The organism is Bacillus sp. JJ864, assembly GCF_036963045.1.
GTDB classification, from domain to species: domain Bacteria; phylum Bacillota; class Bacilli; order Bacillales; family Bacillaceae_G; genus Bacillus_A; species Bacillus_A pseudomycoides_C.
In genome coordinates, this window is sequence record NZ_JBALLY010000032.1 from 38,177 (window position 1) to 53,798 (window position 15,622).

The 15,622-nt window shown below is 36.2% G+C and carries 16 protein-coding genes; 5 read left to right on the forward strand and 11 right to left on the reverse strand.

From position 1 onward, the window contains the following. Nucleotides 1-54: 54 nt before the first annotated feature. From V7024_RS06455 to V7024_RS06485, 7 genes are all read right to left on the reverse strand, one after another. Entirely contained in the window at nucleotides 55-876 is an 822-nt protein-coding gene (locus tag V7024_RS06455) for an ABC transporter ATP-binding protein (RefSeq protein ID WP_335517230.1), read from the reverse strand. Between the two features lie 33 nt (nucleotides 877-909). Continuing rightward, entirely contained in the window at nucleotides 910-1,887 is a 978-nt protein-coding gene (locus tag V7024_RS06460) for a FecCD family ABC transporter permease (protein WP_335517233.1), read from the reverse strand. After that, on the reverse strand, nucleotides 1,884-2,915 hold the full coding sequence (locus tag V7024_RS06465) for a FecCD family ABC transporter permease (protein ID WP_335517236.1): 1,032 nt from the start codon (nucleotides 2,913-2,915) through the stop codon (nucleotides 1,884-1,886). The genes V7024_RS06460 and V7024_RS06465 overlap by 4 nt, the downstream gene beginning before the upstream one ends. A 13-nt stretch (nucleotides 2,916-2,928) precedes the next feature. After that, nucleotides 2,929-3,891, reverse strand: coding sequence for an ABC transporter substrate-binding protein (locus tag V7024_RS06470; RefSeq protein ID WP_335517239.1), 963 nt, complete (start codon nucleotides 3,889-3,891; stop codon nucleotides 2,929-2,931). A gap of 150 nt (nucleotides 3,892-4,041) precedes the next feature. Continuing rightward, entirely contained in the window at nucleotides 4,042-5,136 is a 1,095-nt protein-coding gene (locus V7024_RS06475; RefSeq protein ID WP_335517242.1) for an alanine/ornithine racemase family PLP-dependent enzyme, read from the reverse strand. 202 nt (nucleotides 5,137-5,338) lie between these two features. Beyond that, nucleotides 5,339-7,144: an IucA/IucC family protein gene (locus V7024_RS06480; RefSeq protein WP_335517245.1), complete on the reverse strand. Its 1,806-nt coding sequence runs from the start codon at nucleotides 7,142-7,144 to the stop codon at nucleotides 5,339-5,341. Next, nucleotides 7,128-8,321 (reverse strand): MFS transporter, encoded by a 1,194-nt coding sequence (locus V7024_RS06485; protein WP_335517248.1) that lies wholly within the window; start codon nucleotides 8,319-8,321, stop codon nucleotides 7,128-7,130. Before V7024_RS06485 ends, V7024_RS06480 begins: the two co-directional genes overlap by 17 nt. Nucleotides 8,322-8,450: 129 nt before the next feature. Between V7024_RS06485 and V7024_RS06490 the strand changes: the two genes are divergently transcribed. Continuing rightward, complete coding sequence (locus V7024_RS06490) at nucleotides 8,451-10,430, forward strand: IucA/IucC family protein (protein ID WP_335517251.1); 1,980 nt, start codon at nucleotides 8,451-8,453, stop codon at nucleotides 10,428-10,430. A 97-nt stretch (nucleotides 10,431-10,527) separates the two neighbouring features. Next, nucleotides 10,528-11,676 carry a GTP-binding protein gene (locus V7024_RS06495; RefSeq protein ID WP_335517254.1) on the forward strand — a complete coding sequence of 383 codons (1,149 nt, stop codon included), beginning with the start codon at nucleotides 10,528-10,530 and terminating at the stop codon, nucleotides 11,674-11,676. Nucleotides 11,677-12,011: 335 nt separating this feature from the next. On the opposite strand, the gene V7024_RS06500 is transcribed toward V7024_RS06495, so the two are convergent. Both V7024_RS06500 and V7024_RS06505 read right to left on the reverse strand, forming a co-directional pair. Beyond that, nucleotides 12,012-12,197, reverse strand: a complete 186-nt coding sequence (locus V7024_RS06500; protein ID WP_335517257.1) for a Fur-regulated basic protein FbpA — start codon at nucleotides 12,195-12,197, stop codon at nucleotides 12,012-12,014. Between the two features lie 265 nt (nucleotides 12,198-12,462). Further along, nucleotides 12,463-13,224, reverse strand: a complete 762-nt coding sequence (locus tag V7024_RS06505) for a hypothetical protein (RefSeq protein ID WP_335517259.1) — start codon at nucleotides 13,222-13,224, stop codon at nucleotides 12,463-12,465. Nucleotides 13,225-13,375: 151 nt separating this feature from the next. Between V7024_RS06505 and V7024_RS06510 the strand changes: the two genes are divergently transcribed. The 3 genes from V7024_RS06510 (at nucleotide 13,376) to V7024_RS06520 (ending at nucleotide 14,462) form a co-directional block, all read left to right on the forward strand. Then, a complete protein-coding gene (locus tag V7024_RS06510) occupies nucleotides 13,376-13,783 on the forward strand; it encodes a MarR family winged helix-turn-helix transcriptional regulator (protein ID WP_438824441.1) in 408 nt (135 codons plus the stop codon). Further along, nucleotides 13,767-14,096, forward strand: a complete 330-nt coding sequence (locus V7024_RS06515; protein WP_335517262.1) for a DUF3147 family protein — start codon at nucleotides 13,767-13,769, stop codon at nucleotides 14,094-14,096. Before V7024_RS06510 ends, V7024_RS06515 begins: the two co-directional genes overlap by 17 nt. A 102-nt stretch (nucleotides 14,097-14,198) precedes the next feature. Next, nucleotides 14,199-14,462 carry a hypothetical protein gene (locus V7024_RS06520; RefSeq protein WP_335517264.1) on the forward strand — a complete coding sequence of 88 codons (264 nt, stop codon included), beginning with the start codon at nucleotides 14,199-14,201 and terminating at the stop codon, nucleotides 14,460-14,462. 41 nt (nucleotides 14,463-14,503) lie between these two features. Here V7024_RS06520 and V7024_RS06525 read toward each other — a convergent pair whose 3' ends face one another. Together V7024_RS06525 and V7024_RS06530 are read right to left on the reverse strand one after the other, a co-directional pair. Next, nucleotides 14,504-14,893: a hypothetical protein gene (locus tag V7024_RS06525; RefSeq protein WP_335517266.1), complete on the reverse strand. Its 390-nt coding sequence runs from the start codon at nucleotides 14,891-14,893 to the stop codon at nucleotides 14,504-14,506. A gap of 89 nt (nucleotides 14,894-14,982) precedes the next feature. Next, complete coding sequence (locus tag V7024_RS06530; protein ID WP_335517269.1) at nucleotides 14,983-15,555, reverse strand: histidine phosphatase family protein; 573 nt, start codon at nucleotides 15,553-15,555, stop codon at nucleotides 14,983-14,985. Nucleotides 15,556-15,622 lie beyond the last annotated feature (67 nt).

Below are 15,622 nucleotides of genomic sequence, written 5' to 3' on the forward strand. Positions count from 1 at the left end.
ACGAGATAAAATTCCCATAAAAAAACTGCTGAGAATCTTTTCTCAACAGTTTTTTTACCCAACAATTCTTTCTTCGAGCTTTTCTTTTTTCTCTGAAAGTAACGCATACGGTGTACACATATATGTCATGGCAACTGGATCATATACAACACGCGCTTTCACACCAAACACTGTTTCAAACAATTCATCATTTAAAATATCACTTGGTGCTCCTTCCATTACTTTATCTCCATCTTTAATCGCAACAATATGATGCGCATATTTTGCGGCATGATTTAAATCATGTACAACCATAACAACCGTTCGATTTTCTTCTTCATTTAACTTTTTCAATAACTCTAATACTTCTAACTGGTGGGCCATATCTAAATACGTTGTCGGTTCATCTAATAATAATAACTCCGTATCTTGCGCAAGTGCCATCGCAATCCAAACGCGTTGCCGCTGTCCACCTGACAGTTCGTCTAATGTACGATCTGTAAATTGATTCATTCCCGTTACTTCAAGCGCCCAGTTTACCATTTCATGGTCTTTCTCTGTTCGCTTTCCAAGTAGACGTTGGTGCGGATATCGACCATGCCAAACGAGACCTTCTACCGTTAATCCTTCAGGTGCCGTCGGTGACTGTGGTAAAATTGCCAATTTCTTTGATACTTCTTTTGTTGGCATCGTATGAATTGCTTTACCATCTAAATATACGTGACCCTTAGTTGGTTGCAGCAGCCGTGCTAAGGATTTTAAAATTGTTGATTTCCCGCATCCATTTCGGCCAACTAATGCCGTAATTTTCCCTTCTGGAATATATAAATCAAGATGATTAATAATGGTTTGATTTCCGTACGTAAGCTCTAACTGTTCCGTATGTAAACTTGTCATCTTGTTCACCCCTTATTTGTTATTTATAGGAGACTATGTTCTTTTTCTAATCACGAGTAAATATATAAAATACGGTGCGCCAATAAGAGCCGTTATAATACCAGCTGGTATTTCAATTGGCGGAATAATAATTCTTCCCACCATATCTGCACTCGTAACAAGTAATGCACCAAATAACGCTGAAACTGGCAAAAACAATCTACTATCTGATCCAACAAGTAAACGCGCCGCATGTGGGATAACGAGGCCTACAAAACTAATTGTCCCTGCTACTGCTACTGAACTTGCAGCTAAAGCAACAGCTACGCCAATCAGCACAAGACGAACAACATTAATACGCATACCTAAACCTTTTACTGTTTCTTCATTTAATAATAACAGATTCATTTGCTTATAACTTGCAAATGTAATGACCGCTCCAATTATCGTCCATGGCCATAACATATCAACATGTTCCCAAGATCTTGCATATAAACTTCCCTTTAGCCATACAAGAGCTTGTGAGGAATCGACTGCAAATTTCACAATAATAAATGTAATAAGCGCCTGTAAACCTGTAGAAATAGCAACGCCGCATAGTGCAAGACGTTCTGGCTTTACTCCTCCTTTTTGATACGATAATACATACACAAGCAAGCTCGCAATCATTGCCCCGACAAATGCAGCCACCGGGAGCATAATTGCCGGCACACTCGGAAACATAAGGAGCATAATAACAGCTGCTAATCCTCCACCAGCAGAAACCCCAATAATATCAGGTGCTGCAAGTGGATTTCGTGTAACACTTTGTAAAATGGATCCTGATAATGCCATGTTAATCCCAACTAAAATTGCGATGATAAGACGTGGTAAACGGTATTTTAATACAACACCTTCTCCTGTCATCAATCCTTCTATAATCTCAGCAAGTGGAGTCGGTACAGCTCCAAGCCGTAAACTTAGCAGAGAAAGTACAATTAGTAATATAAAACCTACTATTATAACAATTGTAAATCGACCAAGCTTCTTCATTTAACAGCACCTCGCTTCCTTCTCATTAAATAAATGAAAAATGGTGTACCTAAAAGTGCTGTAATAACGCCAACAGGTGTATCTGCTGGATAAGACACCCATTGCGCCGCAAAATCTGCTATGACAAGAAGATTAGCACCGAGCAATGCAGAAAATGGTAAAATAATTCGATAATCTTGACCAACTAGTTTTCTTGCAATATGCGGAACTATAAGTCCTATAAAACCAATCGGTCCAGCTACCGCAACTGCACTACCGACTAGAATAACAATTAAAAACGCAAATACCCTTCGAATCCAAAGAACATTTACACCAAGTCCACGCGCTGTCTCCTCACCAAGAGATAAAATATTCAATTGATTTGCTAGAAAAAAAACAAGAATCATAACCGGAACTGCCGATACTAACATCATTTTTATATCGAGCCAGTTTGCCCCTGATAACTTTCCGGCCATCCAATATAAAATCTCTGTTAGTTGTGTTTCATATAACAAAATCGCCCCTGTCGTTAATGATCCAAGGAATAGACTCATCGCAATGCCAGCAAGCACAAGACGTGAAGGTGTATATTCACCGCGAAATGCTAATGAATAAATCACACTTCCACCTGCAGCTGCCCCTAGAAATGCTGCTAGTAAAATAACAAAACTCGTATCCTTCTCTCCAAAAAGTAAAAGGGCAATGACAACAAAACAAGAGGCTCCTTGATTTATTCCCATATTTTCTGGATCAGATAACGGATTTCGCGTAATCCCTTGTAATAGACACCCGGCAACAGCTAATGCCGCGCCAAGTAAAGCTCCTAGCACGACACGCGGTACACGTACTTGCCATACTGTATAGTAAATTAAATTTTTTGTATCCGTTGCAAATACTTCTGATATGTTATGAAATGATAATCCTTTTACACGAAATAATGCGGAGAGAGCTCCAACCATTATTAATAGTAGAAAAAAGAAAATAAATTGCAAAGTAGAAGAAGCATACGGGTGTAACGCCCGTCTGCTTCTAGTTTGTGTATGATACAAAGTCTCCAACTCCTTATTTAGAAGACTGACCTGTTAATGCTGGAAGTGCCTCATCTAAAATTTTATCCGCTGCAATTGGCCCGCGCCCACGTGCCCAAAGATTACGATCAACATCAATTACATGTTTTTCTTTCACTGCTTTTAAGTTATTGTATAGTGGATTATTTTTAAATTTCTCTACATTTTCTCCATATAAGAAGATATAGTCAGGATTGATTTCATTTAGACGTTCCATTGTAATTTTTGCAATTTCTGCTTTACCTTCAGTTTTTTCTTTTTTACCTTCATATGCGTACTTCACACCAACATTTGTCATTAACGAACCGATAAATGAATCTTTAATCCATACCGAAAACTCATCATCAAAGGCACCAATTACAAGTACTGATGGATTTCCTTTTACTTTCTCTTTTGCTTTTGAAATTTTATCTTGTAAGTCTGTACGAATCTTTTTCGCTTGCTCTTCTTTTCCAACTGCTTTCGCAATGGTATCCATATTTTTCATTACTTCTTCGTAACTGTTATCATCGAATGCAATTGTTGGAGCAATGTCTTTTAATTCTTTTTGAATCATATTGTGGCGATCTTTACTTGCAATAATTAAATCTGGTTTCACAGATGAAATAACTTCTAAGTTTGGTGCTTTTCGCTCCCCAACATCTTTGACTTTCGGTGCTTTATCCTGTAAATATTCTGGCATTTTCGTTTTCCCTACTCCAGCATTCGCAACTGGTGTAACGCCTAAATCTACTAATGTATCAATAAATGAAAAGTCAAGAGTTACAATGTTTTTGGGTGTCTCTTTTAACTCTGTTTCTCCCCACTCATGTTTAATTTTCACTGCCCCTGCTTGATTTTTCGCTTCCGCTTTATCTTCTTTTTTAGCTGTTTCTTTTGCTCCTCCACTGCAGCCAGCAAGCGCTCCCACCGCTAATGTCATCGCTACAAGTAAAGTACTCATTTTTTTCTTGTTCATTATGTAGTCCCCCATACAAGCAATATTGATAATCATTTTCAATTAATATGATAGCATAATTTTAGAAATTGTCTATCATTTTTCCAAAAAAAATATTTTTTTGGAAATGATTCATGGGCAGTAAGTAGCCCCGCTAATGGAAGCTTCACTTTATAAAATAAGCGCTTTTTGCAGCACCTCATCATACACATATTGTTTTCGTACAAGCGAAGACACCATACCGCTTTGCAATGCACTATACGCTGGAACAAATGTTATTTTATCCCCTATGCGATGTGGTGTACTATCCGTTATATCAACAATTAAATGATCACTACTTCCACCAAGAATTTCAATATTCTTATCAGAAGCTCTTAAACCGTTAATATCAAGGTCCTGTCTTCCTATTGCAACAATTGCTCGTAGTCGCTCTCCTTTATCTTCAAAAGACGGAACTTGGCCAAACGCATCTCTTCCAATGACTCCTCTTGGCATAGACGGCTTTCTTTTTATTTCAATGATTTCTGCTTCAATTGAAAATACATCTTGGTACATAAAGGGGATATTTTTTCCATATGCTGTTTCTTTTCCTAGGAAAATGGCTTCTCCAATCCGTAAAGAATTGACACGTCCAATATGTTTTTTTTGCATAATAAGTGGTAGCGAACTTGAATTCCCTCCTGAGATAAATCGGAGCTTTGTCCCTATTGTTTTCTCTACTAACTTTGCTAATTGTGTTAACTCTTGCAAAGTACTCTCAGTTGGAATCACACCACTAAAGCAAGTGAAATTTGCTCCAATACCATCGAGTGCAATTCCGGGTATATTCGATACTCTTTGTGCTGCTTCTACCACTTGATATGGCATCATTCCTTCACGAAGATCACCTAAATCAACCATTAAAATGACTCGATGTACTTTTCCATATGTTCTCGCTGCTCTTCCTAATGCTTCTATAATACTTAGTTCAGAATTCAAACTAATATCCGCACAAAGCACCGCTTCTTCTACTTCCGACAAAGCTGGCGTACGAATTAATAATAGCTCAGCTTCTTTTCCGACAATAGAACGAATGTGCTTAAGATGCTGTAATCTAGAATCAGCAAATCTTGTATACTTTGCCTCTTGAAGCGTTTCAATGACCTCTTTCGCAGCGCCGACCCCTTTTGTCACTGGAAAACATATCATATTTGAGCGCTCACATAATTGCTTCATCATCATAGCATTATGCTTCAATTTTGAAAGGTTTACTTTCATAATAGGCATCCTGTTCATTCCTCCTACTACATAAATACATTTTCAGTTTTCAACATATACGTCGCTTTTATATAGAACAAAACATGACCGCTACTTGCTGTTTTAATCCTTGCATGTGGCAGGAAAAGGCACTGACCGCTTCTCTGCACGGCCAGATGCTCTCGTCCCCCCTAAAAAGAAAGGTTTTTTTATATCAGTTTTCAATTTGTATTTATATACAAAGCGGATTGTGAAACTTTGTATACAAATAAGATTTCGCTTGATCTTGTATTCTCATTGAGAACAATGCTTTTGTTTCAATTTGATCTGCGAATATGGCTGCTTTTTGTTCTTCTGTTGCATCTACCATATACTCTTTCACAATCGCAGCGACAATTCTCCATAATTCTTTTTCCTGTACGTCGTCTATCGCACGAGCTAACGTAAATAACACATCTCCAAAGTGGTTTTGCAATACGGAATGAATAAACTTGTTATAAACTTCATTTCTATCATCTGTAAATACAACTGCTTCTTTCAGATTCGCAATATCTACTACCTTCGTTAATGTCTTCTTATGAATTCGCACGCCTCCTAAATCTCGCACAAAAATTCGTTGGATTGCTCCGCCCTTTGTAACAATAATAGAGTTTTGCATATGCCCTTCTAGTGCAATTCCATATTGTAAAACAAGCTGTAGTAAAGGAATCATAACTTTCTCAGTATAATGAGCAACATAATGAAATACCTCTTTTTTACCAATCGTTTCAGTTTCAAAATATGTGCGCATCATATCTACAATAACTGGTTCATCTTCTCTTAATGGATTACTTGCTGTTAAACTAGCTCCAACCCATAGTAATTCTCCTTCTTGCTTATATACATGTGGGCTTTCTCGTAAAATAAATGCGAGATTCCGTCCTAAATGAACATCATCATTTTTCGTAAAAGTAGCCCCAACTCGTTCACGAACAACAACTACTGACTGTGCTAACTCTTTCTCATTTGCGTAAATCGTATCAAACAACGAAGAAAGAACAGGTCCGTTTACAGTTATTTCTGGTGATACCGTTCTGACCGCACTCGTAGCTTGCGCGCGTACCGGAAGCTTGACATGATACGGCAATTCTAGTAGATTCATCGTTCGAAATGAAAGCGTCGCCCGGGACGAAAGTTGATACGGAATGGGAATGATGCGCCCTTCCGCTAAATCCTTCTCATACTCTTTCGTTAACACATGTTCATATTGCCATGGATGAACAAGAAATGGATAATAATCCTCCATTTGTTTTCTTTGATTTATTAGTGTTTCATATGCTGTTTCATATAAATCTAGCAGAGCTGTATATAATATTGTTTTTTCAAAACGCTCTCCTGTAACTGTTATTACATCTTTATGAACAAGTAATACATATAACGGAACAACTTGTTCAAATTCAGGTGCATAGCGCTTTACTTCTTCTTTCGATAAACCAAGTTTCGTTTTTGTTGAAGGGTGCAGTGGATGTCCTTCAATTACTAATGACTCTGTATATAATAGTTCATCAAACGACGTACATCTTTTTAACTCTTCGAAGAATTGATATAGATTATTTGGTTTGTATTTCGCATAAAACATCATGTTTGTTTCAAGCTGTTGTTTTACCCATTCTTGTTTTTGTTCCCAAGCTTCATAAGCCAGTTCTAAGTTCTCAACACTGTTCTGTAATTCACTTTGCAGAGCATCTGAAACATGGAGCTGAAAGAATGGTGCTACCTCTTCAAAAAACGCTTGTAATGAATCAATCCATCTAACATGCCCTCTTACTTTAAAGCGAAGTGGGAAAGAAAATTCATATCGTTCAAATGCCCCTTCTTGTTGCACCTCTAGTAATACTTCCGCCTCGTTCATACAATCTATAATTTCAATACCATGCTCATGCTTTAGCACAGCACAACTTTCTAATAAATTTTTTTCACGAATTAACGCATTACAAAAACGATTTAAAATACGATATTCTGCTTGTACTCGATTGGATTGTTTACTTTGAATGGACAAAACTCTTCACCTTCCTATTTTGTTTTTTCACTTTTATGTATTGCAATACAAATGGGATCATACATAAAATCCCCATCATCACAAATGTTTCAGTAATCCCTATATATTCAATTGCGTAACTTACTACAATCGAACCGAGCGGAATCATTCCTCGGTCCATTAATACAACACTAAGCATGAGACCTCGTTCTTCTTCACGAACATTGTTTTGAAAATAAACACGATTACTAGAGCGTAACAACTGTCCAAAAAGACCGATAGAGAATAATAGTATAAAAAACATAAATGTATTACTAATAATTAGGAGCGCTATACTAATGGAAAACAAAGATAGACTCATGTAATAAATCTTAATTTCTGAAATATACTCTAATATTCTAGGAAGAATAATTGTTGCTATAATCGCACCAACTGCTGCCGCAGACATCGCAATGCCGAATACTTCCGCTTTTCCGGTAAATTGATGAGAAACAAGTACAGGCAATACAGATGTATACGAAAAGCCAAAAGCCATTGTAATCATTGATGTAATAAAAATATTTCTTCCCATATGATCATTGGAAAAGTATTGAACAATTTGTTCCCAGCTTGCTTTCTTCTTTTCTTTTCGTTTTTTCATCGTTCGATCTTTCATCGGTAATACGAGAATGAATGCAATAAGTGAACAAATTGCCTGCATCATAAATGTCAGCTCAATATGTCCTCCTGCAATTAAAAATCCAGCTACAGCTGGACCTGTCGAGCGGCAAACATTCATTACAAATGAATTCATAGATATCAATTTACTAATTTGATGGTTCGTATCAATATCAGAAAGCATCGTATTTCGATTTGGTGTTTCTAATGCACTAATTACTCCTCTCACAAAGGAGAAAAGAAGAAAAATAGAAAAAGAAGGAGTAATAAACACAACATAAATAGCAAGTGCTGTTGTAACCACTAGCCCCCAAAAAGAATAAGACTTCATTAACTTAATACGCGGATACAAATCACAAAGCTTCCCTGCATATACACTAAATAACGCAATAGGAATCAGCCTTACAAAGTTAATCCATCCTAAATACGTGGCACTATGATACAGGTCATAGACGTACCAATTGATTGCAGTCATTCCAAGCCAATTCCCCATAAATAAGAAAAATGAACTACTAAAAAATAGTTTGCGAATAAAAACCACCCCGGAATTTTTTGTTGCATTTTTACATGCGCCCTTTATAATTGATAGTGATTATCATTATCTCTGTAAAATAATATAAATTATTCTTCTTTATCTGTAAAGACAGAAAACTTGAGAAAGGTGGTTTCTATGCAACTCAATAAAATTCAAACATTAGAATTAGAGGAACAAAACTTGCTTTCTTTTTTACAACAACATCACGCACCACTACATGAAACCTATCAACAAATGATTCAAAAAGGACGAGCTGGTATACTTGAACGATTACTCTCTTCCTTCATTCGTGAAAATATATGTAACATGACAGAGGCCGGGATTTTGCTTCGCAAACATAAAGGGGTATTTGTTTCATTTTCAGAACAGTGCTGCCCAGACTTTTTACTAGATTATATAAATACTCATACACAGCAGTTTAACGAGTTTTCAATGGTACAAGGACTATATTTCAAGAAGCAAAACGCATACCTGCTTATACCTATTCGGCACATATATGCTTTTGAACGACCAGTTATAAGCGGACCGTATATTCTCGTATCACCATCTAATGAAAAAGAAATTACACATCCGAATGAAGTATTGACATTACTAATGCAAGAAGATTGGCAAGGACCTCCTTCCTATTTTCATATGTTTGAAGACGATGTTACAAATAGCGCTGCTAATTTAGCTCTTGCTTATACATTTCATAAACAAACTGAGAATACTTCAACGCTACAAGCTGCTTCTCAGGCACGCGATTCCTATGCCTTTTTTGAACAGCTTGTTATTGAAGGGCACCCTTGTCATCCTGGTGCCAAAATGAGAAAGGGTTTGAGTCCAGAAGAAACATTGGCATATTCAGCAGAGTTTAAAAATACCGTTCCACTCTGCTTTGTAGCTGTACACCAAAATTACATAAGCTCAGCTTTTATGGAAGAACAAAATTGGAATGCGGTATTATTCTCTTTTGAACCTGCACTTCAAGTAGAAGCAGAACTGAAACTTGGTGATAAGATAAACGACTATATACTATTACCAATTCATCCATGGCAAGCTACTCATACATTACGTGAAATTTACAGTGAAGAACTTGAAAAACAAATGATTATTTTATTGGATTATAGAGCAACATATTTAGCGGGTATGTCGTTTCGTACGATCTTTCCTGCACAATACGATACGATTAAACCGCATTATAAACTAACAACAAATATTCATTTAACTGGGGAAGTACGAACATTATCAGAACAAACGATTCATAACGGACCAATTATGAGCAACATTTTAAAACAAGTTGTTACGCAAGATAAAATGATTGACGATACTCGTTTTGTTCCTATTATGGAGCGGGCTGGTGCTCATTTTCTTCATCCAAATGACGTAGACGATGAATTCCAAACATTACGGAGTGAAAATCTTGCTTGCGTCATTCGTGATAATATCCATGCTTATGTGAATCAAGATGAATGGGCTATTGTCGGATCTGCCCTTGTCGCTTCCGTACACGGTACAAATAAACCAGTCATAGTAGAACTAATTAAACTATATAAAGATAACCATAACCTACCATTACACGATGCAATTGTTATGTTTATTGAGAAATATGTAACAAATGCCCTTACCGGTTTTATTCCGCTCATGGTGAAATACGGCATTGGTTTAGAAGGTCACCTGCAAAATACAGTCCCTGTCTTTAAAAAAGATGGTACACCGGATCGATTACTCGTGCGTGATTGGGAAGGTATTCGTGTTCATCGTAACCGTTTACAAAATGCAGGATTTGATCTAAACATGTTTCATCATAAATCAAGAATTTTAGTAGATGATGAAAAAAGTATGCGTAATAAAGTATTTTACTCTGTCATGCAAAATCACTTTGGCGAATTATTTTTGCATATAAGTCAGTTCTATGGATTAGATGAACAGCTGCTATGGAATAGCGTAAAACAAGTCTTACACAATATTTTTGTAGATTTACAAGAAGATGCTAACTACAAAGAGTGTGCAATATCTGACCATGCTGTCTTTTTTGCAGATAAAGTAGATTATAAAGCTTTAACTCTTATGCGTATGATGGGAGAAGCTCACGCTTATTTTTATGTAAAAGTTAAAAATCCATTAGGTGATTGAAATAGAAACAAATTCTTTCGACTTCTGTATAAACGAACAAAAAGAAAGAGCGTATTTTGAAAAAAATTTAATCAAAACACGCTCTTAAAATATTCTAATGTATCACTTTTTTATAAAAAAGTTTAATCATATACTTACAAATCGTGATGGATTGAAAGTTGCCGTCATTGTAAATGACATGAGCAAAGTTAACATTGATGCTGCACTTGTCAAACAAAGTGGATTTTCAAGAACAGAAGAAAAACTTATTGAAATTCAAAATGGATGTATTTGCTGTACATTACGTGAAGATTTAATTATAGAAGTGAACCGTCTCGTAGAATCTGGAGATATTGATTACATCGTTATCGAATCTTCAGGTATTAGTGAACCGATTCCAGTTGCCCAAACTTTCACATATATGGACGAAGAATTAGCAATCAACTTATCAAATACATGTCGTTTAGATACGATGGTTACTGTCGTAGATGCGAATCGCTTTTGGGATGATTATGCCTCTGGTGAAAGTTTATTAGATCGCCAAGAAGCAATTGATGAAACAGATACACGCGAAGTGATTGATTTACTCATCGACCAAATTGAATTTGCAAATGTAATTATTTTAAACAAAACCGATATGCTGGAGCAGGATGATATTACAGAACTTCACAAACTATTACAAAAGTTAAATCCAGAAGCTCATATTATTGAAGCAACTTATTCACAAGTACCACTACAAGCTATTTTAAATACAAATCTATTTGACTACGAAAAAGCAAGTCAATCAGCTGGGTGGATAAAAGAATTAAATAGTGAGCACACACCAGAGACAGACGAGTATAATATTTCATCATTTGTATACCGCCGAAAACGCCCGTTCCACCCGGAAAGGTTGATGAAGTGGCTTGAAAACTGGCCACTTGAAGTTGTCAGAGCAAAAGGTTTCTTTTGGCTTGCTTCTCGCAATAATATCATCGGACTTCTCTCTCAAGCTGGTTCATCGATTATCATTCAAGGAGCTGGTGAATGGGTTGCAGCTACTTCAATAGAAGAACAAAAACAACTTATTGCAGAAGACCCTGACATTTTAAAACGATGGGATGACATATACGGGGATCGAATTACAGAATTAGTCTTTATCGGTATTGACATGAATAAACAAGAAATAGAACAATCTTTAGATCAATGCCTATTAATGGAACTAGAAATGTGTCAACCTTGGGATCGACTACATGATCCTATCCCTCCCTTCACGACTGTCTCATAAAGTGAAACTTTAATCAGTGGGGGTTTTCTTCATCCTCCACTGATTATTAGCCCCCACCAATCGGGCTTTTACGGGATAAACAAATTCCCCTTTCTCTGCATAACGCTGAGAAAGGGGAATTCATAAATAAAGCTTTCTTCATCTCCTGCTAGTAGTTAAATGTCTCCATCATCTAGAATTCTTCTAAAGAAGAGAATACTGCGTAAACTATATATTCATTTTAATTTTTCAACATATAAGTTGCTGCTATGCAAAATAAACCAGGACCTAACCGTTTCTATGCGCGGCCAGATGCTCTCGTCCCCCTATAAAGAAAGAGGTTTTATGTCGGTTTTTTAACTTGTATATATAGAGGTTTGAACTCCTTCATATTTTAAAAGATCCTCATATTCTTTTTCCAATTCATCTAAAGTTAATTCATACAACTGCTTATTTAATACTTTATATATTCCTACATCAATTAACTTCTCAATCAATTGTTTCTTCCTTTTCTCTACTGCATAACGAAGCACATAACTCATTCTTTTTCCAAACTCCTTTCGACAATATACTGCACGAACGTTTTGTGGCCACATTATATATATGTATGATGGTAAATAAAAAAGATTCATATTTTATTTTGAGCACAAGATATCATTAATAATCTAAGCTTTTATCGTAAAAAAGCGCAGAAGATTATATTCTCTTCTGCGCTTTATATATTACATATTACTTCTATTCTTTTATCCCGCTATTCGCGGGCAGTAAGACCCCCACTGATGGAAGTTTCACTTTATCAAATTTGCTTTAATCATTCTCAATTGGACAATTTACATCCACGGTCCAACCTATAATCGCAGCACTATTGGGTTCTTTACAAACATTCATCTTTTCTAGTATAGATTCAACATTAAGCAACGATTGGTTTAAGAACTGATCATCTTTAAAAATTCGTTCGCCACATGCAATGATTTCATCTGTTACTACCACAAGGTGATTGGTTCCTTTCTGTAATTCACGAACACCAGATGTAAAACAAGGCGTTGCTGCTGCAAAAATATTTCGTCTACCAATTCGCTCATAAAACTGTTGTTCATTTAAACGGCCCTGTTTGCATTGTTGTGACTCTGGTTGAAATAAATAAAGGAAGCACTCCCCTACTGACAACCAATACACAAACTGGTCTTTCCGAAGACAAATTAGACAATCTGTTTGTCCTGACATCTTCTCACTTTTTTCAATAAATGTTTCATCTGTAAATAGCGATAATAAATACATATGCGTATGATGAAAAACTAAATGATTTGGATATGAAAACAGTTGTAGTAATTTCTCTTTTCTTTCACAAATTATATCTATAATAAGCTTTGCTCTTTCAATTGTATACTCTGCATCAAAAATCATTGTAAATTCCCATGTTCCTTGTGGATCACACCAAGCAAGTACAGCTTCTTCATTTGTATTCCCGCCATATAATCCGATAGAAAGAGGACCGAGCTTTTCAACATGAATTTCATTTAAATGCGTTCTCTCATTACCAATCCATTTAAAGGTATGTACAGCTTTCATCCCCATCCCTCGTTTCATTGTGATTATAAGATAAGCTTATATTATCTACTAAAAAAAAGATACTTTTTCAATGAAAAATTTTACAAATAAGACTATATATCTTTACAAACAATTATATCGTATTATACGATATAAAAAAGGAGTTGTAATTATGCTTATAAATAAACATTGGGAAACGATTTATTTTTACCTCCGTCATGAATATGAAGAAAATTTAACTCACCAAGCCATTCGTATTTTACAAATGATTTCTCGACAAGAAGCACAAACCATTAGTACGATCGCAGCAAAACTGCAACTCTCACATAACACAACTTCTGAGCATATTAAACGATTAATTCAAAAAGAGTTTGTTATAAAAGAACGTAGTCGGCAAGATGAACGAGTTGTAATTGTAAAGCTAACAGAAAAAGGACAGCAAGCATTAGCTTCACACACACTGCTCGATGAGGCAAAACTAAAACAAATCGAACAGAAATTATCTGAAGAAGAAAAAAAGCTAATTCAATCTGCATTCGAATTATTAGCGAAGGAGGCATACGATGTCTTTTCTCACTAAAGTGATCGTTTCTGCACTTATTATTGGCGGAGTTACTGAGCTTGCCAAACACTTTAGTACACTTGGCGGCTTCATTGCCGCACTTCCGTTAATTAGTTTGCTCAGCTTATTTTGGATTTCTGTTGAGGGAGGTTCTCGCGAAAAATTAAGTGATTTTGCACTTGGCGTGTTATACGGGTTTCCTGCATCAGCCTTACTATTATTCATTGTATATTTAGGGCTTCGCAATTCATTTTCACTTGGCACCTCTATTCTATTCGGTATAGGAGTTTGGGGAATATTATTAGCGTGTCAGAGATTTTTTCAAACTTAAGGGGGCGTTATTTGATTACTATTGCTAACTTTCCCAATCTCTCCAGCCCTTTATAAAGCCGTTTCCTCGGAAATCATACATTGGAAAGATTGTGCTCAAAAGATGAAGAATATGCAACTATCCCCTAACATACCATTAATAGTTATTGGAAGAGATGCTCACCATTCTATCCAACAAGCCATGCAAGATGGTATTCCGTATGAAGAAGCAGTAGCCTTAGAAACTGTTTGGCAAGAACTGATTCATGAACAAGCTACACTTTCAAAACAAAGCCGACTTGTTGTTGCTTCTAAATCGGGACACTCCATTGAGATAGATCGACCTGATATTATGATAGAAGAAATAAAAAAGCTACATAACTTGTAAAAAGAAGAGGAAAGCAATATGTCACTGCTTTCCTCTTCTTTTTATTCAAAGTCTTCTTCTACCTCTTCTACATCATAAAACAAGTTCCCAGTGCTTACATGAATAGGGCCGTTTGCGACATCAACACGTAATACCCACGCCCATGGCACAGATAATCTTTCATGTAATGCACGCCAGAAAGCCATTGCTTTTCTTTCGTACTCCTCAAATTCTTCAAGCATCTCTTTGTAGGAGGCACCGTCTAATTGAATATTCGCTTCCATTAAACGTGAAAAGGCATAATGTTTTAGTTCTAGTTCTGCAGCAATTTCCATTTCCTCAGGTGTTGCCATACCAATAATCGTTCCGTCAGGTGGTAAAATCTCATACACATTGTGAACTTCTACAACTTCTCCTGGCATGGATGAAAATCGATTGTTTTTCTCGAACATATGAACAGCCTCCTTTTTTTAAAAGCTTTTGTATTCCAGCCATTTATTTCTATAAACGCTGTATCATCTCCTGCTCTTTTCGTCAATCTTCATACATTCTTTACAAAGTAATCTTTCCAAAGCTGATGCACTTGAATAAGCTGATTGTCTACAAATGTCAGTTTATATATATCAGGCATATGTAACCCCTTCCAAAATGAAAAATCATATTTGGAATCGAAATAATTCATGATAAGGGCCATAATATTTCCATGTGTTCCGATAACAATATTTTTCCCTTTATATTTCTCCAAGATTTTCATTATACAAGAAACTCCGCGCTCCTGAGCAATAACGTTCGACTCTCCACCTTCTAAATGAAACGAGGGATCTTCCCATACTTTTATAATAGCTTGCTCAAAATCTTGAACAGGCTGCAAACTTAATAAACGCTCTCTTATATCTTCCTCAAATTCAATCGATAATTGGAAATGTTCGGCAACCCCTTCTACTGTTTGAATAGCTCTCTTAAATGGACTTGCAATGACAACATCTATCGGTTCATTTTTCAATACTTCTGTCACTCTTTCTGCGTCTTTCCAACCTTTCTCAGATAACGGTCTTTCCCTTTCATCAGGTGTATATGTAGAATGCGCGTGCCGTACAAAATAAATAGTAGTCATTCCCTTATCCCCTTTTACTGTATTTATCTATGTTTAATAGTAAAGTAATATCATACTTTACTTAGCA

Excerpts from the sequence above, each read along its gene's own strand:
- V7024_RS06495 (WP_335517254.1), top strand. The coding sequence starts at position 10,528 with ATGTATCACTTTTTTATAAAAAAGTTTAATCATATACTTACAAATCGT.
- V7024_RS06470 (WP_335517239.1), bottom strand. The coding sequence starts at position 3,891 with ATGAACAAGAAAAAAATGAGTACTTTACTTGTAGCGATGACATTAGCG.
- V7024_RS06475 (WP_335517242.1), bottom strand. The coding sequence starts at position 5,136 with ATGCCTATTATGAAAGTAAACCTTTCAAAATTGAAGCATAATGCTATG.
- V7024_RS06520 (WP_335517264.1), top strand. The coding sequence starts at position 14,199 with ATGAAGAATATGCAACTATCCCCTAACATACCATTAATAGTTATTGGA.
- V7024_RS06500 (WP_335517257.1), bottom strand. The coding sequence starts at position 12,197 with ATGAGTTATGTGCTTCGTTATGCAGTAGAGAAAAGGAAGAAACAATTG.
- V7024_RS06490 (WP_335517251.1), top strand. The coding sequence starts at position 8,451 with ATGCAACTCAATAAAATTCAAACATTAGAATTAGAGGAACAAAACTTG.
- V7024_RS06455 (WP_335517230.1), bottom strand. The coding sequence starts at position 876 with ATGACAAGTTTACATACGGAACAGTTAGAGCTTACGTACGGAAATCAA.
- V7024_RS06515 (WP_335517262.1), top strand. The coding sequence starts at position 13,767 with ATGTCTTTTCTCACTAAAGTGATCGTTTCTGCACTTATTATTGGCGGA.
- V7024_RS06510 (WP_438824441.1), top strand. The coding sequence starts at position 13,376 with ATGCTTATAAATAAACATTGGGAAACGATTTATTTTTACCTCCGTCAT.
- V7024_RS06525 (WP_335517266.1), bottom strand. The coding sequence starts at position 14,893 with ATGTTCGAGAAAAACAATCGATTTTCATCCATGCCAGGAGAAGTTGTA.
- V7024_RS06505 (WP_335517259.1), bottom strand. The coding sequence starts at position 13,224 with ATGAAAGCTGTACATACCTTTAAATGGATTGGTAATGAGAGAACGCAT.
- V7024_RS06530 (WP_335517269.1), bottom strand. The coding sequence starts at position 15,555 with ATGACTACTATTTATTTTGTACGGCACGCGCATTCTACATATACACCT.
- V7024_RS06460 (WP_335517233.1), bottom strand. The coding sequence starts at position 1,887 with ATGAAGAAGCTTGGTCGATTTACAATTGTTATAATAGTAGGTTTTATA.